We start from the raw sequence: 20,907 nt of genomic DNA on the forward strand, positions 1-20,907 counted from the left end.
GAGAAAATGGCACCCTGGGAGGTTTGCATGAAGCAGCTGTTTATCCATTGCGCGCAAAATGTTACCCAATCTGCATTACTGGAAGACGGAAAACTGACGGAGTTCAGCGTGGAGCGGACGGAAGGAACATCGCTGATCGGCAACCTATACAAGGGACGCGTCGTGAACGTCCTTCCCGGCATGCAAGCTGCCTTTGTCGATATCGGATTGGCGAAAAACGCTTTTTTGTACGTGGACGATGTGCTGCATCCCCATCTGGAGAGGCAACCGAAAGAGAAGCCGGCGATTACGGAACTGCTGAAGCCCGGAGACGAACTGCTCGTGCAGATCATGAAAGAACCGCTCGGAGGCAAGGGAGCTCGGGTGACGACTCACTTCTCGATCCCGGGAAGATGGCTCGTCTATATGCCAAACGCGGATTACATAGGCATCTCGAAGAAAATCGAGTTGGAGCTCGAGCGCGCCCGGCTGAGAAGTTTGGCCGAAGCGATGCGATCCGAGGGGGAAGGCGTCATCCTCCGCACGAACGCCGAGGGCGAGAACCGCGAATCGCTGGAAGAGGATTTGAATTTATTGCGCAGCGCTTGGCGGAACATCGTCGACCGATGCAAAGATGCAAGCGCGCCGTCCGAGCTGCACCGGGATTCGGGTCTAGTAGAGCGAATGGTTCGCGATGTCATCACGCCCGATACCGAACAGTTAATTATCGACGACGAATTGAGCCTGCACGAAGCGAAAGCTTACTTGCGCCAGACGGCGCCGGCCTTGGAAGGGAAAGTGCAGCTTTACGACGATCCGAAGCCTCTTTTCGATAAGTTCGGTATTAAGGAGCAATTAGACAAGGCGTTTCAGTCGAGAATTTGGTTACCGAGCGGAGGATACCTCGTCTGGGAACAAACTGAAGCCTTAACGGTAATTGACGTGAATACGGGCAAATACACCGGGTCCATCGACCTGGAAGAGACGGTATTCCTGACCAACAAGGAAGCCGCGGACGAGGTCGCCCGGTTACTTCGGTTGCGCGACGTAGGCGGGATTATCATTATTGATTTTATCGACATGGAGATCGAAGATCATCGCCATCAGATCGTGCAGCAATTGGAAATGCGAATCAAGCGCGATCGCACGAAATGTCAGGTTGTCGGATGGACTCGCCTCGGATTAATGGAGATGACCCGCAAAAAAGCGAGAGAGAACGCGATGAACTACTTCTACGAGACGTGCGCTTCTTGCAAGGGGAAAGGTAAAATTTATATCCGGTAAGGACTGCATTTGAAATTGAAATGATTTATATTGTATTTATTCAATCAGGTATGATATAATCCCATAGTGCGTGCAATCTGAAGATTTTGCAGGCTACAACCGCACTCCCCGGGTCGACAAGTTCGGCGCTGTCCTAACCATTCGTGGTCGCGGCATCCGACACCCTATGAGGCGAGTCTTAGACATGAGGAGGTGCACCAGATGTACGCGATTATTGAAACTGGCGGTAAACAGTATAAAGTTCAAGCGGGCGATGTGCTTTTCATTGAAAAGCTTTCTGCTAACGTAGGCGACAGCATCACGTTTGACCGCGTGTTGGCAGTATCCAACAAAGACGGATTGACTACAGGATCCCCGATCGTAGCAGGCGCGTCCGTAACGGGCAAAGTCGAGCAACACGTGAAAGGCGAGAAAATCATCGTCTTCAAGTACAAGCCTAAGAAAAACTACAAACGCAAGCAAGGCCATCGTCAACCGTACACGAAAGTGACGATCGAGAACATTAAGGCTTAAGGTCGCCGAGATGATCACGATAACGATCGTGCGCAACGTTGAGAAGGCTATTATACGATTTACCGTATCGGGGCATGCTTTTTACGACGATCCCGGCAAAGACATCGTCTGTGCCGGCGTATCGGCTGTAACGATTGGAGCGGTTAACGCGATCGAGAAATTAACGGGGCTTGAGCCTCGCGCCGTTTCCGAATCCGGCTGGCTCCAAGCGGAAGCGCCGCTTAGCGCGGATCCCCGGCGTAACGACCAGGTTCAGCTTTTGCTGGAAGGGATGGTCGTCGCTCTTGAATCCATCGAGGAATCATACGGCAAGCACGTGAAAATAAAAGTAACCTTTGCGGAAAAAGGAGGTTGACACCATGTTGAAGTTAAATCTTCAGTTATTCGCCTCGAAAAAAGGGGTCGGATCGACGAGGAACGGACGAGACAGCCAATCCAAGCGTCTAGGCGCGAAGAGAGCGGACGGTCAAGTCGTAACTGCCGGCAGCATCTTGTATCGCCAACGCGGTACTAAGATTCATCCGGGCAACAACGTAGGCATCGGCAAAGACGATACGCTCTTCGCTTTAGTGCAAGGCGTTGTGAAGTTCGAACGTTGGGGACGCGATCGCAAGAAAGTTAGCGTGTACCCTGTAGCGCAAGCTCCAGTAGCTGCCGCTCTAGAAGTTTAATATGGCATCCAGAACCCCGGCCAATGCAAGTTGGTCGGGGTTTTTGTATGAACGGCGCCGATAAAGGCCACTCGTGGTGAAGCTGAACGCGCCATGTTATACTAAAGCGTAGGTGGACGGATTCCAAGCTTTGGGAAAGAAAGGAATAACGAAACGGGGAAGTCAGATGATGTTTAGGAAAATGACACTGTGGGGACTTGCGGCTTTGTTATCGCTGACTTTGCCTGCCGCTGCGGTCTTTATCTGGCATCGTTCATGGTGGCCGTTAATCGTATTCGTCCTTTGGACATCGGCGGCCTTCGCTGTAATCGGCGTGCTGCAAAGACGTAAACACCGGGAGCAATGCGATCGACTGCTAATGCACGGGCACTTATCGGCGATTCGAACGTTAAGCCACCATCGGCATGACTGGATGAACGAATTGCAAATCGTGTACGGTTATTTAAGGCTTAACAAGTTAGATAAAGCAGTGGAGGTCGTGGATAGAATAAGAGGACGGATGGAGCAGGACAGTCGGTTGTCGCAGATCGGCATACCGGAGCTGGCCGCCTTCCTTTTATCTTTTCGCACGGTGTGCGACACGATGCGCTTGGACGTGGACATTCAGGACGGGCTCCACTTGGACCGGCTGCCTTGCGAGGCGGAAGAGCTGTCGAGGACGATTATCGGCCTGGTGAACGTCATTCGGTTCCGTGCGACCTTGCCGACCGGCGGGGAGAATGTTCTTAAGCTCACCTTGTCCCAAACCGAGGGAGATCTTAAGATCGTGATGGATTATTACGGAGAACTCGCCGCTTCCGATAGCGTAGTCGACGAGTTGGAGAAGTGTTTGCAAGGAAAAGGACAAATAGATCAGGGAAAAGAGCCAGCGGAGCAAAGTGAGCAAGCGCGGACAATGGTTATTCATTTGCCTCTGCCGGCATAACGGAGTGAATTCAACATGTTTGTAGACAAAGCGAAGATTTATGTAAAAGGCGGCGACGGCGGCGACGGGCTCGTCTCGTTCCGCAGGGAACTGTACGTACCCGAGGGCGGTCCTGCAGGCGGAGACGGCGGCAACGGCGGCAACGTTATTTTCCGCGTCGATGAAGGTTTGCGTACGTTAATGGATTTCCGCTACCAGAAACATTTCAAGGCGGATAGAGGCGAGAAGGGCCGCAATAAGTCCCAACATGGGGCTAACGCGGACCATATGGTCGTTCGGGTACCGCCGGGAACGATCGTCGTAGACGACGATACGGGCGAGAAAATCGCGGATTTGACGCGTCATGACCAACAGGTCATCATCGCCAAAGGCGGTCGCGGCGGTAGAGGGAACATCCGGTTCAAGAGCTCGGTCAATACGGCTCCGGCCATTGCCGAGAACGGCGAAGAAGGGCAAGCTCGTTGGGTAACCCTTGAGCTTAAAGTCATGGCGGACGTTGGTTTGGTCGGGTTCCCGAGCGTCGGCAAGTCGACTTTGCTTTCCGTCGTATCCGCGGCGCAGCCGAAGATCGGCGCATACCACTTTACGACGATAACGCCGAACCTTGGCGTCGTCGATCTGGGAGACGAGCGGAGCTTCGTCATGGCCGATCTGCCTGGTTTGATCGAAGGCGCGCATACCGGAGTAGGCCTCGGCCATGAGTTCTTGCGTCACGTGGAGCGGACGAGGATTATCGTTCACGTCGTGGACATGTCCGGAATGGAAGGCCGAGATCCGTTCGAAGATTGGGTTAAAATCAATGACGAGCTGAGGCTATACAATGTCAAGTTGGCCGATCGTCCGCAGATCGTCGCGGCTAATAAGATGGATATGCCCGAGTCGGAAGAGAACATCGCCGAATTCCGCGACAAAGTCGGCGAGATCAACCCGGATATCGTCGTTATGCCGATTTCCTCGCTTACGAAACAAGGCGTCAAGGAAATGCTGTACAGGGTAGCGGATTTGTTGGAGTCGCTGCCGGAGCCTTCCGAGATCGAAGAGAGCGAGCAATTGGCCAAGGCGGAGGAGGGCGTCGTCTATCGCTACGAATCGCAGGGCGATATGGGCTTCAAGATTACGCGGGATAACGAAGTATTCGTCATCGAGAGCGAAGCGATCGAAAGATTGATGAGGCGTACCCAGTTCAACTCCTACGAAGCGATCATGCGGTTCGGCCGTATCCTGCGCGGCAACGGAATCGATGAAGCGCTTCGCAAGCGCGGGGCCAAGGACGGCAACACCATCCGGATCGGCAAATTCGAATTCGAATTTTTCGAAGGCGGATCCGACGAATACTTGTACGAAGACGAATAGCGCTAAAGGCGTTCAAGCCGGTCTCCTGTCGGGGGCTGGTTTTTTTGTTGCGACCGGCAGTTAATTGCAGAGCTTAGACGAGTAGAGCCCTAACCGATGATCTGTTCCATATGCAAGTGAATTTCTTTGCTGAGGTCGATGAAATCATCGTTCGTTTGTATAAGCGGTCGCGTGGGATCGACGGGATTAATAAGGACCACTTTGCCCGTTCGTCCATCGGTTAACTCCACCTCGCACCCGACTAAAGCATTCATCAGCCGTTTCGTAAAAATCTGCAGAATATGCCGATCGAAATTTCCGAGAGATCCCGTATACATCTGCCTTAAAATCTCGTAGAACGGGGAGGCGTTCCGATAGACGCGATTGCTCGTCAAAGCATGGAATACGTCCGATATGGCGACGATCTTGCTTAAATAATCGATTCGATTGCCGCGAAGGCCCAGCGGATACCCGGTTCCGTCTTCCCTCTCATGATGCTGCAAGGCTATCAGGGCGGAACGATGGGAAAGACCGACGCAGCTCTTGATCATCTCGTAGCCGAATACGGTATGTTTCTTCATGATATCGAATTCTTCGTCCGACAGCTTATCTTTTTTGTTAAGAATGAGCTCGGGAATTCGCATTTTACCTACGTCGTGCAGAATCGCTCCGATCGTGAGGATCGCAAGTTCGTTCTCGGGCAATCCTACCCAGCGGCCTAGCATAGAAGCGATGGCTCCGACCGCAATATTGTGGCGATAGGTGTAATCGTCCTTGGCCTGCATGGAAATGAGCAAAGGAAACACTTGAACTTGTTCCGAGGATTGAACGATGGCGGGCATAATTTCGTTGCGGATATCGAGGACCGGGATCTGACCCGTCTGGCGAATGTCTTGGAAAATGTTTTGAACGGTCGTTACTGATTCTTCAAGCGCCAACAGAGCTTTGGATTCGACGCTTAGAGGTTCGATATCGGTTTCTTCCAAGTCGATGCCATGATCTTTAAGCTTGTTAAGGTCGTCTTCGTTTAAACGATGCGCCGCGGGAAGAATCATGACGCCATGCGTATTAAATAAATCCCGGGACAGTATCCGGCCGGACGGTAGGAAAATGGCTTTCGGTTGGTCGCTCATCTCAAGTCCTCCGATCTATGCCATTTCTATATAGCAGTCGGAACTTACAAATTTCTTATAAGCTTGATTTGCCTATTGCCGCTTGTCTCTTGATTCGATATAATGTCCACTATACACAAACATTCGTCTTTTCTGGGAGGACGCAGAATGGCGGAACGGTACTATGTCGTCCGCGAGGATTTGCTGCCGGACGGCATTCTCAAGACGGAGCAAGCGAAAGAACTGTTGCGGCGAGGCGAAGCGGCTACGATTCACGAAGCCGCCGAGAAGGTTGGTTTAAGTCGCAGCGCCTATTACAAATACAAAGATGGCGTCTATTCGATCGAGCAGACGTCGCGGGAATCTATCGCGACCTTGTCGATGGATTTGGAGCATCGTTCGGGCGTGCTCTCGAAGGTGCTCGGAATGCTGGCGGCAAGCGACGGCAACGTGCTGACGATCTCGCAGTCCATTCCCCTTCAAGGAATGGCGAACGTCGTCGTTTCCTTGGATACGACGATCATTAACGGCGCTTTGCCGGAGCTTCTGGAGCAATTACGATCGTTAGACGGCGTCAAACGGGCTACCGTAGTCGGGCGCAGCTAATGGATATAAAGGTCTAAGATTAGGGGACAGCAGGAGCGGAGGAACAATGATGAAGCCTGTAAAAGTAGGTTTATTAGGTTTAGGAACGGTTGGCACGGGGGTCGTCAGGATCGTGGAGGGTCATCAGGGAGACTTGTCCAATCAGGTTGGCTCGCCCATCTCGATCGCCCAAATCCTGGTGAAGGATCGTACGAAAGGGCGCAACATCCAAGTCGATGCGGCCAAGCTCACGGAAGATCCGTGGGAAATCGTACGCAATCCGGATATTGACGTGATCGTTGAAGTGATGGGCGGCGTTGCCCAAACGAAGGAATATATTTTGGAAGCGCTGGAACGGGGGAAACACGTCGTTACGGCGAACAAAGATTTGATGGCGCTGCACGGCCCGGAAATATTGGCGAAAGCGCGCGACAAAGGCTGCGACGTTTTGTACGAAGCAAGCGTAGCGGGAGGAATTCCGATTATCCGTACCCTGATCGAAGGTTTCTCTTCCGATCGGATTACGAAAATCATGGGAATCGTTAACGGGACGACGAACTATATTTTGACGAAGATGAGCCAGGAAGGCGCGGCCTATGCGGACGTACTGAAGGAAGCGCAGGAGCTCGGCTATGCGGAATCGGATCCTACTTCCGACGTGGAAGGACTGGACGCCGCTCGTAAAATGACGATCTTGTCGTCGCTCGGCTTCCGGGCAAACGTTTCTTTGGACGACGTCACCGCAAAGGGCATTAGCGGAGTGACCCAAGAAGACATTCAATACGCGAAACGTTTAGGATATGAAGTGAAATTGCTCGGCATCGCGGAGCGGCAAGACGATTTCATTAGCGTTAGCGTACAACCGACGATGATTAAGCAATCGCATCCGATCGCATCGGTCAACGGCGTGTTTAACGCGGTGTACGTACATGGCGAAGCGGTCGGAGAAACGATGTTCTACGGCGCGGGAGCCGGAGAAATGCCGACGGCGACATCCATCGTCGCGGACTTGGTAGCCGTAATCAAGAACATGAAGCTAGGCGTGAACGGGCACCAAGCGCAACTCGCCTATAACGTAGTGAAGTTAAAAACGGATGAGCAGATCGCTTCGAAGTTTTTCTTGTTGTTGCACGTCGAGGATCGCGCGGGCGTATTGGCTCAAATCGCGCAAGTATTTTCCAACTGCGACGTCAGTATCGAATCCGTCATGCAGCCATCCAGACCTAATCAATCTAGCACGGAGATTATTATTATTACGCACGAAGCGAGCAAAGCCGCGATGAACGGCGTACTGAATGCATTCGAGAGTTTGTCTGCGGTTCGGAAGATCAAGAGCGTGTATCGCGTAGAAGGTTAATGCGGACTGATCGCGGCTACTACAGTATTAAAGGAGTCTAGTTATGCGTAATATGGATGCAAAAGAGGCTAAAGTAACGAGCGGACGGGTCATCGTCAAGGTACCGGCGAGTTCGGCTAATCTGGGTCCGGGATTCGACTCGCTCGGAATCGCTTTATCGCTGTTCGCATGGGTGAGCATGGCTCCGGCTTCGGAGACCCGGATCACGCTCGTCGGAGATAATCTGGAAGGCGTTTCGCTTGATAAGACGAATTTGATCTATACGGTAGCGCAAGCCGTGTTCGAGAAAGCGGGAGTCGTGCTTCCGGAGCTGGATATCGGCATTCGCAGCGACATTCCGCTGACGAGGGGACTCGGCAGCAGCGCTTCAGCCATCGTAGGAGCTCTTGTGGCCGCGAATACATTGATCGGCAATGCGCTCACGGACGATGAATTGTTTCAGATGGCGACCGCGCTCGAGAAACATCCCGATAATGTAGGCGCCTCGTTATTCGGGGGAATTATCGTTGCCGCTTGGGACGGATCTAGAGCGGAGTATGTCCGGCTTGAACCGCCGGCCGGGATGGACGTTCTCGTAGCGATCCCCGAATTCGAATTGTCGACCAAGAAGGCGCGCAACGTCCTTCCCGAACAGATTACGATGAAGGACGCGGTGTTTAACGTAACGCATTCTTCGTTGCTTACGGCGGCTTTAGCGACGGGAAGATTGGATTTGCTCGGCCACGCGATGAGGGATCGGTTGCATCAGCCCTACCGTGCCGCGCTTATTCCCGGCATGGAGCGAATTCTTCGGGAAGCAACGGAGCATGGCGCTCTTGGAGCGGTGTTATCCGGCGCTGGGCCGACCTTACTGCTGCTAACCAGGAGCGAGGAATCCGGGAACGGGAAATTGATCGCGTTCGTACATGAAGTAATGGCGCAAGAAGGGGTTAAGCTAACGACGAGATGGTTGGTCCCCTGTCTGCACGGCCCGTCGGTTCAGATCGTAGACGGGAACGACCCCGATTATCAACTGGAGCCTCATCAACTATTTGGAACGGCGGAGGTGAGCGTATGAGTAAACTCAACTCTGTTGCGCTATTGCCAATGGGCACGGTATCGGATGAAGCGGTACGCTATTTGTTTCGGAACGAAGACGTTGAATTCGTATATTGCAAGATGATTTCCGACGTATTCCAATCGACGGCCAAAGGCGTTACGGACTGGAGCGTCATTCCGATCGAGAATACGATAGACGGTTCCGTTAGCTTGCATATGGATTGGCTCGTCCATGAAGTGGACTTGCCGATTCGTGCGGAGTGGGTGTACCCTTCCATTCAGAATTTAATCGGTTCGGCAACCGAGCTAGCGGGCGATAACGGCGAATGGGATCCGGGCAAAATTACGAAAGTAATGAGTCATCCCGTCGCCATGGCGCAATGCCTGCAATTTATCCGTGCAACATTGCCGCATGCGGAGCTTGAAACGTTAAGCAGTACCAGCGAAGGCGTGCGAATGGTTAAGAACAATCCCGGCAAAGGCTGGGCGGCGCTCGGCACGAAGATAGCCGCTTCGGAAATGGAACTTGACGTTCTCAAGTCCGGGGTAACGGATCACGACAACAACTTCACGAGGTTTCTGCTTATCGGGAATATGCCGTACGAGAAGCCCGATGCTCCGCTGCGGAAGACAAGCATTCTCATCACGCTTCCGGAAGATTATCCGGGAGCGCTGCATCAAGTGTTATCCGCTTTTGCATGGAGGCGCATCAATTTATCCAAGATCGAATCAAGGCCAACGAAGAAAAAGCTCGGTAACTACTATTTTTACATCGATATCGAGTATGCGTTGGACACCGTGCTTCTGCCCGCGGCCATCGCGGAAATCGAAGCGATCGGTTGCCAGGTTCGCCTCTTGGGGTCGTACCCCAGCTTGCCTTTCGAAGGGAAATAAGAGAGTCAGTAATCCGACGTGCCTCGAGGCTGTCGGATTTTTCTGATTTAGGATGTCAAACGCCCATTCCCTGCATAGGATGTAAAGATTGCGCGAGGGCATTCGCCCGGTCGTGAGCTAAGTCCATCATCAGGAGGGAATGGCGTGAAGATCCATATGGTTAAGCAAGGGGATTCGCTCTATTCGATCGCCAAAAAATACGATGTTTCGCTCGAGAACATCGTTAAGGCAAATCCGGAAATCAGCAACCCCGATGCGATTGAAGTAGGTATGAAGGTGAAGATTCCTTCGCAACCGAAGACGGCACTTGAAGTTATTCATCATCATATCGTGCAGCAAGGAGATACCTTATGGAAGCTTTCTAAAGCATGGGGCATACAGCTGACCGATATGATCAAGGCCAATCCGCAACTCAAGAATCCGAATGCTTTGCTGACGGGCGAAGTGGTTAACATCCCGAAACCGGAGAGCGGAAACGAATCGACAACGGCAACGATGCACGGCGCTTCCGTACAAGGCAAAGCGAATACGGGCGTAATGCCGGCATCCGGCGGTAAAGCAAGCACGGCCGTTCAACCGGTCCCCGCGCCTCCTCCGGTCGTCGTAACGCCGATCGCCGAACAACCCGCTCCCCAACCGACGCCTTTGCCGGCTCCCGTTCCGACGCCTGCTCCGGAACCGGTTAAGCCGATCGCCGAGTCTAAACCGATCTACGGGATCGCGATCCATGAGCATGTTGAATTGTTTAAACAGTATCCGGTTCCTGCGGTACAAGCGACAGTCCAACAACCTATGACGTATTCTCAAGCTATGCCACACGGTTATGGCAATGAATATGGCATGCAGCAGTCTGTCAGTATGGAAAACGCGTATCCAGGCTACGGATATGGCATGCAGCAGTCCGTCGGCATGGAGAACTCGTATCCAGGCTACGGATATGGAGTACAGCAACCTGTAGGGATGATGGAACACGCGCAAGCGAGCTACGGACATGGCGGCGGATATGAGTACGGAATGCCTCAGCCGATGGTTCAGCAAGAAGCTATGCATGCCGGGTACGGTTTCGGATTTGGGAATCAGCCTGGGATTGCGCCTTTGGAGGGCCACATCGGAGGACTGTACGGGTACCAGGATTATTCTTACAGTCCTCCCGAGGGTCCATCTTCGGTACCGGGTATGCAAGGTCAGTTCATGGCCGGCGGCGGAAAACCGGCGTCAGGCTGCAAAACTTGCGGTGGACCTTCCAGTTGGCCGTCATCTTCGGGCGCGAACGCAGCCGCCTATTCCGAGTCTTATCCGGGAACGGGATATGCAGACGGAAGAGTTCCTTACGGAGTAACTCCAAACGGGATGGTATCGCCTTTCGCTACCGGTCCATACGGATACGGGTCACAAATGGTCAGCCCGGCAAACGCGTTCCCGGGAATGCAAGTCAGCCAGGCCAACGCGTTCCCAGGATCGCAAGTCAGTCCAGCCAACTCGTTCCCGGGAATGCAAGTCAGTCAGGCCAATTCGTATGCAGGATCGCAAGTCAGTCCAGCCAACGCGTTCCCGGGTGCGAATGTAAACCCTTATTATGTTTCGCCGATGGGAGATATTCCCGTTGGCGGCGGTTCGATGAATCCTTATTACGGGCCTCAGTATTACGGCGGTATACCTCCAATCCCGACGATGCCGGGTTTTCCCGCGATGCCTGCCATGTCTCCTCTTGATTCGTGCAGAGATGATGAGGAAGAGGACGAGAAACGGGCGGATATCGGCGGAGACGGCCTGCTGACCGTAAAAGCAGCCCCTGCCAAGAAGCGCCAGGCCCGTCCGAAAGCAAAACCAGCGGCAGCGAGAGTAAACAGGCCTAAACGCAAAGAAAGCCTACCTTGGATTAAATGGTAAATAAAGCGCATATCACCGGAATTCCCAGGCAACAATAAAGAAAAAAGCAGAGAAGGGGATTCCGGTGTCTCGCTTCCGCATTCTGAAAGAGCTAAAGAAATCGTTAAAGAGGAAACGCCGCCATGTCTGGTCGCTTGGGGCAGGAGTAGCGTTCTTCCTCCTTGCAACGCTTGCTGGTTCTTGGTTGGCTTATCGAATGATCGCGCTGAATCCGTCGGAGGTATTCCTGCCGATGGAATCGGCGTCAGCCTGGGTGGACAACCTCTCCTTGGATCCGAACGCGACGTCGCGCGAGCTGACGCTTCGCGCTCTGAGGGACTGGCAAGGACAAGTCCAGCTTGTCCTTCATCGCACCTATTTGTGCGGCGAAGAAACGCGCCAATTAGGAAGACTCTCCTCGGCCGAGGCTGCGGAGCTTCTGAAATCTCATCGCGAGTGGAGCGCCAGCTTCGATTCCCAAGGAAAAGTCCTGATGGAGGAAGCGGTCGACGACTTATCGCCGAATTGCCGCAAAACCGCCTTCATGGGCGTGGATAAGGACGGAAACCTGTCTTTGTTCGACGGTCCTCCTTGGCAGGAGAAGGTCATCCGTACCTTCTTCCAACTTGACGTAGATATGCTGGAGTCGCGACTGTCCGAGGAACGCGTCAAAGAACTGGCGGAAGGAATCCGCGTCGCTGACAAGGACGAATACAACAGCGTGTTGTCGACATTTAACGAGTTCGCCGATCCGCAATCGCAGGCGACTCCTCAGTAACTGAATAATGACCGTGCAGCGAGCGTCCTTCATGAGGATGCTCTTTTTGTGCGGCGTTTTCCTGCTGCGGATCGTGAGCCCTTCGGACTATTTTGCAACGGTGGAAAACGCGTGAAGCCTTGACGGAAAGGTGAAGAAGGCCCGCGAAACGATGGAGGATTACGGATTTGCGTTCTCCTTCTGTTCTCATAGGGGGGAACATTTGATATAATTAAATGAATTATGCAGCGAAAGCGACTGAGCGGGGGGATCGTACTCATGAGAGTACTGGGAATCGACCCTGGGATAGCCATTATGGGATTCGGGTTTATCGACAAGACGGGGCATAAATTAACGCCCGTGCAATACGGATGTATCGAGACGGCCGCGGGAACGCCGCAGGAGATCAGGCTGAAGCAAATCTACGAGTCTTCCTGCAGCCTGCTAGATCAATATAAACCGGATACGGTCGCGGTTGAGAAGCTGTTCTTCAATAAGAACGTGACGAACGCGTTCAGCGTTGGACAAGCTCGCGGCGTATTCATGTTAGCGGCGGCGCAAAGGGGACTGCCGATCGCGGAGTATACGCCGATGCAAGTGAAGCAAGCGGTCGTCGGATACGGAGCCGCGGAGAAAAGACAAGTTCAGGAAATGGTTAAGATGTTGCTTAAACTATCCGCGATACCGAAGCCGGACGATGTTGCCGATGCGCTTGCAGTTTCGATCTGCCATGCCCACTCCATCGTCCTTAACGACCGAATGAACGGAGTGACGCGTTAATGATCGATTATTTGCGAGGGAAAGTAGCTCACTTGGAGAGCGAGTACGTGGTGCTCGACGTTCGCGATGTCGGGTATCGCGTCTTTACGCCGAACCCTTACGGCTTAGCGCGTACGGAAGAGCCCGTGCAATTGTTTATCTATCATCATGTTCGCGAAGATGCGATCCATCTATTCGGGTTCACGACGCGCGACGAACAAGCCTTATTTCGTAGATTGCTAGAAGTGTCGGGAATCGGTCCCAAGGTAGCTCTCGGCGTGTTAGCGGGAGGGCGGCCTGAAGCGGTCGTGGCGGCGATCCAACAAGAAAATATTGCGTTTCTGACTAAACTGCCGGGAATCGGTAGGAAAACGGCTCAACGTATGATCTTGGATTTGAAAGACAAGCTAGGAACGATAGACAGCCGTTGGGCGCTAGCCTCGATGATAGAGATCGAGGCTCCCGTTGCGACAGATAGCAGCAGCGCTGCTTGGGCGGAAGCTCGCGAGGCGTTGGCGGGTCTCGGGTATCGCGATGTCGAGCTGGACAAGGCTTGGTTGTCGTTGAAGGAGAAGGTAACGGGCGAGGAGTCCGCGGATATTCTGATTAAGAAAGCATTGCAGCAATTGTTCCAAGGATAATCCGCAAGCGGGAAAGGAGGCCGAATGATGGAAGACGAGCGTATCGTCACCGCGCACTTGATGATGGAAGACCAAGCGGTGGAATACAGCTTGCGCCCTCGCTATTTGGCGGAATACATCGGCCAAGCGCAAGTGAAGGACAATCTGAAGATTTACATAGAGGCCGCGAAGATGCGACGCGAGCCGTTAGACCATGTGCTACTGTACGGTCCTCCGGGACTTGGGAAGACGACGCTATCGAACATTATCGCCAACGAACTTGGCGTTAACATCCGCACGACGAGCGGGCCGGCGATCGAACGCCCCGGCGATCTCGCCGCCATCCTGACGAATCTTCAGGAGAACGACGTTCTGTTCATCGACGAGATTCATCGTTTGCACCGGACGGTAGAAGAAGTCATGTATCCCGCGATGGAGGATTTCGCGCTGGATTTCATTATCGGAAAGGGGCCTAGCGCCCGTTCCGTTCGCTTGGATTTGCCGAAATTTACGTTAATCGGGGCGACTACGCGGGCGGGATTGCTCTCTGCGCCTTTAAGGGATCGATTCGGCGTAGTCAGCCGACTGGAATACTACACAGAGGACGAACTGTCGTACATCGTGACCCGTACGGCCGAAATATTCGGGGTCGGCATGGTCGGGGAAGCTTCCCGCGAGATTGCCAGACGCGCGAGAGGAACGCCGCGGATCGCCAACCGGTTGTTGAAGCGAGTTCGGGATCATGCGCAAGTGAGGGGAGACGGCATCATTACGGATGCGGTCGCACATGATGCGTTGGAGAGGATCCAAGTCGATCCGATGGGGCTGGATAGCATCGATCATAAGATGTTGCGTTCCATGATTCAGAATTATGGAGGAAGGCCGGTCGGGTTGGATACGATCGCGGCTTCCATTGGAGAAGAGAGCCAGACGATCGAAGACGTATACGAACCTTATTTGATGCAAATCGGGTTTCTGCAGAGAACGCCGCGAGGACGAATCGTGACGGCGGCGGCTTGTAAGCACTTAGGTTTGCCTGTACCCACCCAGAATGGATGACAGGACGGAGGAGAACTCGATGACCCTGAACGTTAAGCGCCCTTTTGCTCGTTTATTTCTTATGTCCCTTCTGCTAGCGTCGGTCGTTTCCAGCTCGAGCGGTTATGTCGCCCATGCGGCGGTAACCGTCCCGGATACTATTAGAGTCGCCTTCTTCATGAACGGAAGCACGTTTAAGTCCATCACTCCGGTTGCTACCTTGCAATCGGCGGGAGGTTTGAATATTTATTGGCGAGATCCGCAGGTTAATCTGCCGGTGACGACGATTCCCGCAGGGCAAGGCGTTCGTTTCGGAATGGACGGTTATCGGGCGCTAATCGTAGAGACGGCAGACTTCAACTCCGCGCTTGCCGTGCTGAAGAAGGTACAAGTCTCTTCTAACGCGGCGTTCGTTACCCAGTTATCCAAAGCCGGCCAAATCGTCTACCAAGTGACGGAAGGAGCTTATTCCAGCGCGGCTGGAGCTGCATCCGCCTTGACGAAATGGACGAATGCAGGCGTGGCTTCCGGAGTGAAATCATTGCAAAGCGCCCGAGTTGCGGGGCCATGGGGAGTTGAAGCCGGTCCCTATTCCAGCGAAGCGGAAGCTAAGTCGGCGGCGGATCAACTTGGCGGAGCCGGCTTGGATGCTTTCGTTGCGTTGAAGCCGCAGAATGGCGTTTTAAGCTATATCTTGCGGATAGGACAGGAGAAGGACGGTTCAACGCTAGCTTCGTTGCAACAGGCCGCAGCGGCGGCTGGCGCGTTGAACGTTCGCGTTCCCGAATCGAATGAGCCTTACGCGTCGATACGCAACGATATGACATACAACGGCAGCAAGAATATAGCGGTTCCGATGTACGTTATTCCCGTAAGCGCGGGCGCCGTGCTGAGAGCAGATCCTGCGGGCGAGGGCGGAATCCAACTTGTCGAACGCAGCAAACGAATCTATCGCGGCAGCATGGAAGTAAGCGTATATAATCAATCCCTTGCCGTCGTTAACGATGTCGACTTCGAACAATATCTCTATTCCGTCGTGGGAGGCGAAGTCAGCGCGAGCTGGCCTTTGGAAGCGCAGAAGGCGCAGGCCGTTGCCGCTCGTTCCTATGCTTTATTTGCAGGGGTGGGCTACCAAATCGCGAACGTCGTAGATACGACGCTCAGTCAAGCGTACAACGGAATCAGCTCGGAAAACCCGAACTCGACGGCCGGAGTAACCCAGACGGCAGGAGAAGTGCTGACATCCGGCGGCAAAATCATTAACGCGGTATTCTCGGCGAATTCCGGCGGAATTACGGCTGATAACAAGATCGAGATTTGGGGAGGAGACAACTCCTACCTGTCAGCGGGAGTCGCGAGTCCGGACGAAGGGCCGCAGAACGGCAAGCTTGACTGGTATTACGTCGCGCTGCCATTGGGAGATGTCGGTTACATTCGTTCCGATCTGGTCGTAGACAGCGGGCAAGATCATATCAGCGGTTCGAATTACTTGAAGGTAACGGGGGAGGGGACGGCAGTCCGATCGAGGCCGCAAATCGTCTCGACGGTCGAGCCGATCGCCCGTCTTGGAGCAGGAGCGCTCGTCGTGGAACTGGGCAAAGTTCCGGAGTATACGGATTACAGTTGGATAGAAGCTCCCATGACTTCCGAGCAATTGCTGACGGCTTTGAACAAACGAGCCAAAACTCCGATCGCGGGACCTTTGCTTACATTGGAAGTGTCTAAGACAGGCCCTTCGGGAAGGGTGACGGAAGTCAAAGCGAACGGGATCGCGGTGAACGTCGGGGTCGGGGATAATTTGCGCGGCGCCTTGAACGGATTAAAGAGCACGCTGTTCTCGGTGGAAGAAACCGGCCGTTACACCGTCTTGAACGGCGACGGCACGACTCGAGAGATCCCGGCTCAGAGCGGTGGACTGCAAGCGGTTGATAGCGACGGCCAGGTACGCGCGATCCAGGATCAGAATCTTTATGTCATGGACGGCAATGGGAAACTAAGAGCCGGAACGACAACTCCGAAGTTTATTTTCTCGGGCAAAGGGTTCGGACACGGCTTAGGCATGTCCCAATGGGGAGCAAGAGGTCTAGCCGAACAAGGGTATGACTACCAATATATCCTGCAATACTACTACAAGAATGTGACGATCGAAAAGGATGCCTAAACAATGAACGTTAGCGATTACGATTTCGAATTACCGGAGGCGCTTATTGCCCAGACTCCGTTGCTAGAGCGGACGTCATCCCGTCTTCTGGTCCTCGACCGAAGTAACGGGCGGATCGAGCATCGCTCTTTTACCGATTTAGAGGAGCATTTGAACCCGGGAGATACGCTCGTGTTGAACGACACAAGGGTACTCCCGGCACGTCTGTTCGGAGTTAAATCGGATACGGGCGCGAAAGTCGAGCTATTGTTGCTCAAGAGGCTCGAGGGCGATACTTGGGAGGCGCTTGTAAGGCCGGGGAAAAAGATTCACAAAGGCGCCAGAATGAGCTTCGGCGTTTCGGTTTCGGATCATGGAGAAAGCGGGGGGAGCGGGGATGGCGGAAATAGCGAGAATGGCCAAGCGAACGTTCCGCCGTTACTGACCGCCGTCGTCGAAGCCGAAGGCGAGATGGGCGCCCGCACGATTCGTTTCGAATACGAAGGGATATTCAACGAGTTGTTGGAACGTCTGGGGCAGATGCCCCTGCCGCCGTATATTAAAGAAAGATTGTCCGATAGAGAGCGATATCAAACGGTATACTCCCGCAACGAAGGTTCGGCGGCGGCTCCTACGGCGGGACTGCATTTTACGGAATCGTTCCTAGAGCGATTGAAAGAGAAAGGCGTTAAGCTTTGTCCGATCACTCTGCATGTAGGGCTAGGAACTTTCCGCCCCGTATCGGTCGATACGATCGAGGAGCACGAGATGCATGCGGAATGGTATTCCGTTAGCGCAGAGAGCGCGAGGCTTCTTAACGAAGCCAAGGAAAGCGGCGGAAGAATCGTTGCCGTAGGGACGACGTCCGCGCGGACGCTGGAAACGGTCGGCCAACGCTTCAAAGGTTCGCGAATAGAGGCATGCAACGGTTGGACGGATATTTTTATTTATCCGGGTTACGAGTATACGATGGTCGATGCGTTGATAACGAACTTTCATCTTCCGAAATCGACTCTAGTCATGCTGGTAAGCGCCCTTGCAGGGCGCGATAACGTTCTGAACGCTTACCGCGAAGCCGTGGAGCATAAATATCGTTTCTTTAGCTTCGGAGACGCCATGTTCATTAAGTAAGCGGAAATAACGGTGCTCAGCACCGCTATTCCGCTGAAATAGGAGCCAGAGTCGGAAATAACGGTGCTCAGCACCGCTATTCCGTGGAAAGAGGGCCCAAAGCTGGGATTAACGGTGCTCAGCACCGCTAATCCGCTGAAATAGGAGCCAGAGCCGGAAATAACGGTGCTCAGCACCGCTAATCCGCTGAAATAGGAGCCAGAGCCGGAAATAACGGTGCTCAGCACCGCTAATCCGCTGAAATAGGAGCCAGAGCTGGAAATAACGGTGCTCAGCACCGCTATTCCGCTGAAATAGGAGCCAGAGTCGGAAATAACGGTGCTCAGCACCGCTATTCCGTGGAAAGAGGGCCCAAAGCTGGGATTAACGGTGCTCAGCACCGCTAATCCTTGAAGTAAATTATTAACGAGGAAAAAGACACATATCCCAATCCTGTCCGAAGGAAGGACCAACAGAATGGCAGTTAAATACGAATTGATCAAAACGTGCGCCCAAACCGGAGCAAGACTGGGCAGATTGCATACGCCGCACGGCATAATCGAGACGCCTACGTTCATGCCGGTAGGTACGCAGGCATCCGTTAAGGGAATGAGCCCGGAAGAGCTTAAATCTCTGGGAGCGCAAATTATTCTAAGCAACACGTACCATCTGTTTCTTCGTCCGGGGCATGAGCTCGTGAAGGAAGCGGGAGGACTGCATAAGTTCATGAATTGGGATCGTCCGATTCTGACGGACAGCGGCGGTTTCCAAGTCTTCTCGTTAAGCGAAATGCGTAAAATTACCGAAGAGGGCGTCGAATTCCGCTCGCACATTAACGGTGATAAGCTATCCTTGACGCCGGAAAGCGCGACGCACGTGCAGAATGCCCTAGGGGCAGACATTATCATGGCTTTCGATGAATGTCCTCCTTATCCTGCGGAATACGAATACGTTAAACAATCGACGGAGAGAACAAGCCGCTGGGCCGAAAGATGCCTTAAGGCGCATGGGCGTCCGGGCGATCAGGCGCTATTCGGCATCGTCCAAGGCGGCATGCATAAAGATTTAAGAAAGATGAGCGCTTCGGATTTGACTTCCCTTGATTTTCCGGGGTATGCTATGGGTGGACTGAGCGTTGGAGAGCCTAAGCCGCTCATGTACGAAATGTTGGAGGAGACTATCCACTTGCTGCCTAGCAACAAACCCCGCTATTTAATGGGAGTCGGTTCTCCGGATGCGCTTCTTGACGGAAGCATTCGCGGAGTGGACATGTTCGATTGCGTTCTGCCTACGCGCATTGCTCGCAATGGAACGCTAATGACAAGCCAAGGCAGAATGGTCGTTCGCAACGCCAAGTACAGCAGCGACTTCGGTCCTTTGGATCCGGAATGTTCGTGTTATGCATGCCAGAATTATTCCCGCGCCTATATCCGACACCTGATTAAAGCGGACGAGATGTTCGGACTTCGCCTGACGACCATACATAATTTGCATTTTTTGGTTCATTTAATGGCTCAGGTTCGGGAGGCAATTCGGGAAGACAGACTGGGTACTTTCCGGGATCAATTTTTCGAGAAATACGGAATGGCTCACAACGATAGCGGTTTCTAAGAAAGGAGGGAACACATATGTGGTTAGCGGAATCAGCTGGCGGAGGTGGCAACCTTCTTTACACCCTTGCGCCTTTCATACTGATGTTTGCTATTTTTTATTTTCTGCTGATTCGTCCGCAGCAAAAGAAACAAAAGCAACGCGGCTCCATGCTTAACGCCTTGAAGAAGGGCGATAAAGTTACGACCGTGGGCGGACTTCACGGAACGATCGCCGAGATTTCCGACGATACCGTCGTTCTTAAAGTGAATGACGTAACGAAGTTAACGTTCGACCGTTCTTCCATCAATAACGTAACGGCTCGTTCTAACGAGAAGAGCGAAGCTGGAGAATAACGAATACGACAAAAAAGCCTTTCCGTCCCGGATAAACTCCAAGGCGGAAAGGCTTTTTATTATGAACCGACGGGGCGGGAAGCTTTAAGCTTGGCTTTAGTGCGTAAGGTTAGGCTGACGAGCGAATTGTTTTCCGCCCATGCTCCGACTTTAAGTCCCACGAACACCGAGAACAACGCGAGAACGACTCCTGCGGCCATATCGGTAAACCAATGGATGCCCAAGTAGAAAATCGAGAAAATGATAACGATCGCGTTGATCCAAGCAAATATCGCCCATCTTCGTATGCCGGATTTACTTGCTAATAACGCAAGAGTGACCGAGATCGACGTGTGCAGGCTCGGGAAACAATTGTTCAGCCCGGACAAGGAGCGATATTCCTGTTCGAATGCAGGGAATACGTCGGGCAATAGAAAGCGAACCTGCGGATGCACGAACCAGACTTCATTGACGGGAACGAATAAATAGAAAGGCACCGCAAAGAAATAATTGATCAAGATCGCGATGCAGAAAGCGTAATATAGCTTCATGTTCTTATGGTGAGTGTAAATTCCGACGGATGCGATCATGACGGACTGAAACATGACGAGATAGAAGACGGCGCAAATGGCGGTTAAGGCTTCGGATTGAAGGTTAGTCTGAAGCCAAGCCTGCCAACTTCCTTCCCATCCGCTTAGGACCGGGGTAAGATCGTAAGGAACCTTTAGCCAGTTCTCCAATTGGAGCTCGTTTTTATTTAGGATCATGATCGCTATGACCGCGATAAAAAACAGTAAGTATTTACGGGAAACGACCAATGTCTTGAGAAAACTCCATGCGGCCGCGAAGGGCTGTTTTCCCGTACCGAAAGCGATGAGGATGCTGACCGCGAATACGGAGCCTATTGCCACGGTCGACATACTGCGAAACAAAATCATGACGCGCCTCCCATACGACTCTCGAAGATGCTAACACCGACTTATTATATCACATTATCGG

22 protein-coding genes and 1 other annotated feature are annotated in these 20,907 nt (G+C 53.0%); of the genes, 19 read left to right on the forward strand and 3 right to left on the reverse strand.

Features of this window, described 5'->3' with window-relative positions; genetic code table 11:
• The first annotated feature begins 27 nt into the window (after positions 1 to 27).
• The 6 genes from HH215_RS00465 (at position 28) to obgE (ending at position 4,725) form a co-directional block, all read left to right on the forward strand.
• Complete coding sequence (locus HH215_RS00465; RefSeq protein WP_169278108.1) at positions 28 to 1,263, forward strand: Rne/Rng family ribonuclease; 1,236 nt, start codon at positions 28 to 30, stop codon at positions 1,261 to 1,263.
• Between the two features lie 87 nt (positions 1,264 to 1,350).
• Positions 1,351 to 1,452: a sequence feature (ribosomal protein L21 leader region), on the forward strand.
• 12 nt (positions 1,453 to 1,464) lie between these two features.
• Entirely contained in the window at positions 1,465 to 1,776 is a 312-nt protein-coding gene (gene rplU, locus HH215_RS00470; protein WP_169278109.1) for a 50S ribosomal protein L21, read from the forward strand.
• Positions 1,777 to 1,786: 10 nt separating this feature from the next.
• On the forward strand, positions 1,787 to 2,131 hold the full coding sequence (locus tag HH215_RS00475) for a ribosomal-processing cysteine protease Prp (RefSeq protein WP_169278110.1): 345 nt from the start codon (positions 1,787 to 1,789) through the stop codon (positions 2,129 to 2,131).
• 4 nt (positions 2,132 to 2,135) lie between these two features.
• The gene (gene rpmA, locus HH215_RS00480) at positions 2,136 to 2,447 is read left to right on the forward strand and encodes a 50S ribosomal protein L27 (RefSeq protein ID WP_169278111.1); all 312 of its coding nucleotides are present in this window, start codon (positions 2,136 to 2,138) and stop codon (positions 2,445 to 2,447) included.
• A 166-nt stretch (positions 2,448 to 2,613) separates the two neighbouring features.
• The gene (locus tag HH215_RS00485; RefSeq protein ID WP_169278112.1) at positions 2,614 to 3,372 is read left to right on the forward strand and encodes a Spo0B domain-containing protein; all 759 of its coding nucleotides are present in this window, start codon (positions 2,614 to 2,616) and stop codon (positions 3,370 to 3,372) included.
• 15 nt (positions 3,373 to 3,387) lie between these two features.
• On the forward strand, positions 3,388 to 4,725 hold the full coding sequence (gene obgE / locus HH215_RS00490; protein WP_169278113.1) for a GTPase ObgE: 1,338 nt from the start codon (positions 3,388 to 3,390) through the stop codon (positions 4,723 to 4,725).
• A gap of 89 nt (positions 4,726 to 4,814) precedes the next feature.
• Here obgE and HH215_RS00495 read toward each other — a convergent pair whose 3' ends face one another.
• Positions 4,815 to 5,837: an HD-GYP domain-containing protein gene (locus tag HH215_RS00495; RefSeq protein WP_169278114.1), complete on the reverse strand. Its 1,023-nt coding sequence runs from the start codon at positions 5,835 to 5,837 to the stop codon at positions 4,815 to 4,817.
• A gap of 147 nt (positions 5,838 to 5,984) precedes the next feature.
• On the opposite strand from HH215_RS00495, the gene HH215_RS00500 reads away from it, so the two are divergent.
• The 11 genes from HH215_RS00500 (at position 5,985) to queA (ending at position 18,004) form a co-directional block, all read left to right on the forward strand.
• Positions 5,985 to 6,422, forward strand: a complete 438-nt coding sequence (locus tag HH215_RS00500) for an ACT domain-containing protein (protein ID WP_169278115.1) — start codon at positions 5,985 to 5,987, stop codon at positions 6,420 to 6,422.
• A 49-nt stretch (positions 6,423 to 6,471) separates the two neighbouring features.
• Complete coding sequence (locus HH215_RS00505; protein WP_169284157.1) at positions 6,472 to 7,758, forward strand: homoserine dehydrogenase; 1,287 nt, start codon at positions 6,472 to 6,474, stop codon at positions 7,756 to 7,758.
• A 43-nt stretch (positions 7,759 to 7,801) separates the two neighbouring features.
• Positions 7,802 to 8,815 (forward strand): homoserine kinase, encoded by a 1,014-nt coding sequence (gene thrB, locus HH215_RS00510; RefSeq protein WP_254450320.1) that lies wholly within the window; start codon positions 7,802 to 7,804, stop codon positions 8,813 to 8,815.
• A complete protein-coding gene (gene pheA / locus HH215_RS00515) occupies positions 8,812 to 9,690 on the forward strand; it encodes a prephenate dehydratase (RefSeq protein ID WP_169278116.1) in 879 nt (292 codons plus the stop codon). Before thrB ends, pheA begins: the two co-directional genes overlap by 4 nt.
• A gap of 144 nt (positions 9,691 to 9,834) precedes the next feature.
• Positions 9,835 to 11,580: a LysM peptidoglycan-binding domain-containing protein gene (locus tag HH215_RS36780; protein ID WP_310735531.1), complete on the forward strand. Its 1,746-nt coding sequence runs from the start codon at positions 9,835 to 9,837 to the stop codon at positions 11,578 to 11,580.
• 64 nt (positions 11,581 to 11,644) lie between these two features.
• Positions 11,645 to 12,337 carry a BofC C-terminal domain-containing protein gene (locus tag HH215_RS00525; RefSeq protein ID WP_169278117.1) on the forward strand — a complete coding sequence of 231 codons (693 nt, stop codon included), beginning with the start codon at positions 11,645 to 11,647 and terminating at the stop codon, positions 12,335 to 12,337.
• Positions 12,338 to 12,595: 258 nt separating this feature from the next.
• A complete protein-coding gene (ruvC, locus tag HH215_RS00530) occupies positions 12,596 to 13,096 on the forward strand; it encodes a crossover junction endodeoxyribonuclease RuvC (RefSeq protein ID WP_169278118.1) in 501 nt (166 codons plus the stop codon).
• Entirely contained in the window at positions 13,096 to 13,716 is a 621-nt protein-coding gene (ruvA, locus tag HH215_RS00535) for a Holliday junction branch migration protein RuvA (protein WP_169278119.1), read from the forward strand. Before ruvC ends, ruvA begins: the two co-directional genes overlap by 1 nt.
• 24 nt (positions 13,717 to 13,740) lie before the next feature.
• Positions 13,741 to 14,754 (forward strand): Holliday junction branch migration DNA helicase RuvB, encoded by a 1,014-nt coding sequence (gene ruvB, locus HH215_RS00540; protein WP_375140479.1) that lies wholly within the window; start codon positions 13,741 to 13,743, stop codon positions 14,752 to 14,754.
• Between the two features lie 19 nt (positions 14,755 to 14,773).
• Positions 14,774 to 16,894, forward strand: coding sequence for a SpoIID/LytB domain-containing protein (locus tag HH215_RS00545; RefSeq protein ID WP_169278120.1), 2,121 nt, complete (start codon positions 14,774 to 14,776; stop codon positions 16,892 to 16,894).
• Positions 16,895 to 16,897: 3 nt separating this feature from the next.
• Complete coding sequence (gene queA, locus HH215_RS00550; RefSeq protein ID WP_169278121.1) at positions 16,898 to 18,004, forward strand: tRNA preQ1(34) S-adenosylmethionine ribosyltransferase-isomerase QueA; 1,107 nt, start codon at positions 16,898 to 16,900, stop codon at positions 18,002 to 18,004.
• Here the strand turns inward: queA and HH215_RS00555 are convergent.
• Positions 17,938 to 18,384, reverse strand: coding sequence for a hypothetical protein (locus tag HH215_RS00555; protein WP_169278122.1), 447 nt, complete (start codon positions 18,382 to 18,384; stop codon positions 17,938 to 17,940). The genes queA and HH215_RS00555 overlap by 67 nt on opposite strands.
• 76 nt (positions 18,385 to 18,460) lie before the next feature.
• Between HH215_RS00555 and tgt the strand changes: the two genes are divergently transcribed.
• Both tgt and yajC read left to right on the forward strand, forming a co-directional pair.
• Positions 18,461 to 19,594 (forward strand): tRNA guanosine(34) transglycosylase Tgt, encoded by a 1,134-nt coding sequence (gene tgt, locus HH215_RS00560; protein WP_169278123.1) that lies wholly within the window; start codon positions 18,461 to 18,463, stop codon positions 19,592 to 19,594.
• Positions 19,595 to 19,611: 17 nt separating this feature from the next.
• Entirely contained in the window at positions 19,612 to 19,929 is a 318-nt protein-coding gene (yajC, locus tag HH215_RS00565; RefSeq protein WP_169278124.1) for a preprotein translocase subunit YajC, read from the forward strand.
• A gap of 59 nt (positions 19,930 to 19,988) precedes the next feature.
• On the opposite strand, the gene HH215_RS00570 is transcribed toward yajC, so the two are convergent.
• Positions 19,989 to 20,846, reverse strand: coding sequence for a phosphatase PAP2 family protein (locus HH215_RS00570; RefSeq protein ID WP_169278125.1), 858 nt, complete (start codon positions 20,844 to 20,846; stop codon positions 19,989 to 19,991).
• Positions 20,847 to 20,907 lie beyond the last annotated feature (61 nt).

Origin of the sequence: Cohnella herbarum, from assembly GCF_012849095.1 — a bacterium.
GTDB classification, from domain to species: domain Bacteria; phylum Bacillota; class Bacilli; order Paenibacillales; family Paenibacillaceae; genus Cohnella; species Cohnella herbarum.

Coding starts and splice junctions, on each gene's coding strand:
- HH215_RS00465 (WP_169278108.1), top strand. CDS start 28: ATGAAGCAGCTGTTTATCCATTGCGCGCAAAATGTTACCCAATCTGCA.
- rplU (WP_169278109.1), top strand. CDS start 1,465: ATGTACGCGATTATTGAAACTGGCGGTAAACAGTATAAAGTTCAAGCG.
- HH215_RS00475 (WP_169278110.1), top strand. CDS start 1,787: ATGATCACGATAACGATCGTGCGCAACGTTGAGAAGGCTATTATACGA.
- rpmA (WP_169278111.1), top strand. CDS start 2,136: ATGTTGAAGTTAAATCTTCAGTTATTCGCCTCGAAAAAAGGGGTCGGA.
- HH215_RS00485 (WP_169278112.1), top strand. CDS start 2,614: ATGATGTTTAGGAAAATGACACTGTGGGGACTTGCGGCTTTGTTATCG.
- obgE (WP_169278113.1), top strand. CDS start 3,388: ATGTTTGTAGACAAAGCGAAGATTTATGTAAAAGGCGGCGACGGCGGC.
- HH215_RS00495 (WP_169278114.1), bottom strand. CDS start 5,837: ATGAGCGACCAACCGAAAGCCATTTTCCTACCGTCCGGCCGGATACTG.
- HH215_RS00500 (WP_169278115.1), top strand. CDS start 5,985: ATGGCGGAACGGTACTATGTCGTCCGCGAGGATTTGCTGCCGGACGGC.
- HH215_RS00505 (WP_169284157.1), top strand. CDS start 6,472: ATGAAGCCTGTAAAAGTAGGTTTATTAGGTTTAGGAACGGTTGGCACG.
- thrB (WP_254450320.1), top strand. CDS start 7,802: ATGCGTAATATGGATGCAAAAGAGGCTAAAGTAACGAGCGGACGGGTC.
- pheA (WP_169278116.1), top strand. CDS start 8,812: ATGAGTAAACTCAACTCTGTTGCGCTATTGCCAATGGGCACGGTATCG.
- ruvC (WP_169278118.1), top strand. CDS start 12,596: ATGAGAGTACTGGGAATCGACCCTGGGATAGCCATTATGGGATTCGGG.
- ruvA (WP_169278119.1), top strand. CDS start 13,096: ATGATCGATTATTTGCGAGGGAAAGTAGCTCACTTGGAGAGCGAGTAC.
- ruvB (WP_375140479.1), top strand. CDS start 13,741: ATGATGGAAGACGAGCGTATCGTCACCGCGCACTTGATGATGGAAGAC.
- HH215_RS00545 (WP_169278120.1), top strand. CDS start 14,774: ATGACCCTGAACGTTAAGCGCCCTTTTGCTCGTTTATTTCTTATGTCC.
- queA (WP_169278121.1), top strand. CDS start 16,898: ATGAACGTTAGCGATTACGATTTCGAATTACCGGAGGCGCTTATTGCC.
- tgt (WP_169278123.1), top strand. CDS start 18,461: ATGGCAGTTAAATACGAATTGATCAAAACGTGCGCCCAAACCGGAGCA.
- yajC (WP_169278124.1), top strand. CDS start 19,612: ATGTGGTTAGCGGAATCAGCTGGCGGAGGTGGCAACCTTCTTTACACC.
- HH215_RS00570 (WP_169278125.1), bottom strand. CDS start 20,846: ATGATTTTGTTTCGCAGTATGTCGACCGTGGCAATAGGCTCCGTATTC.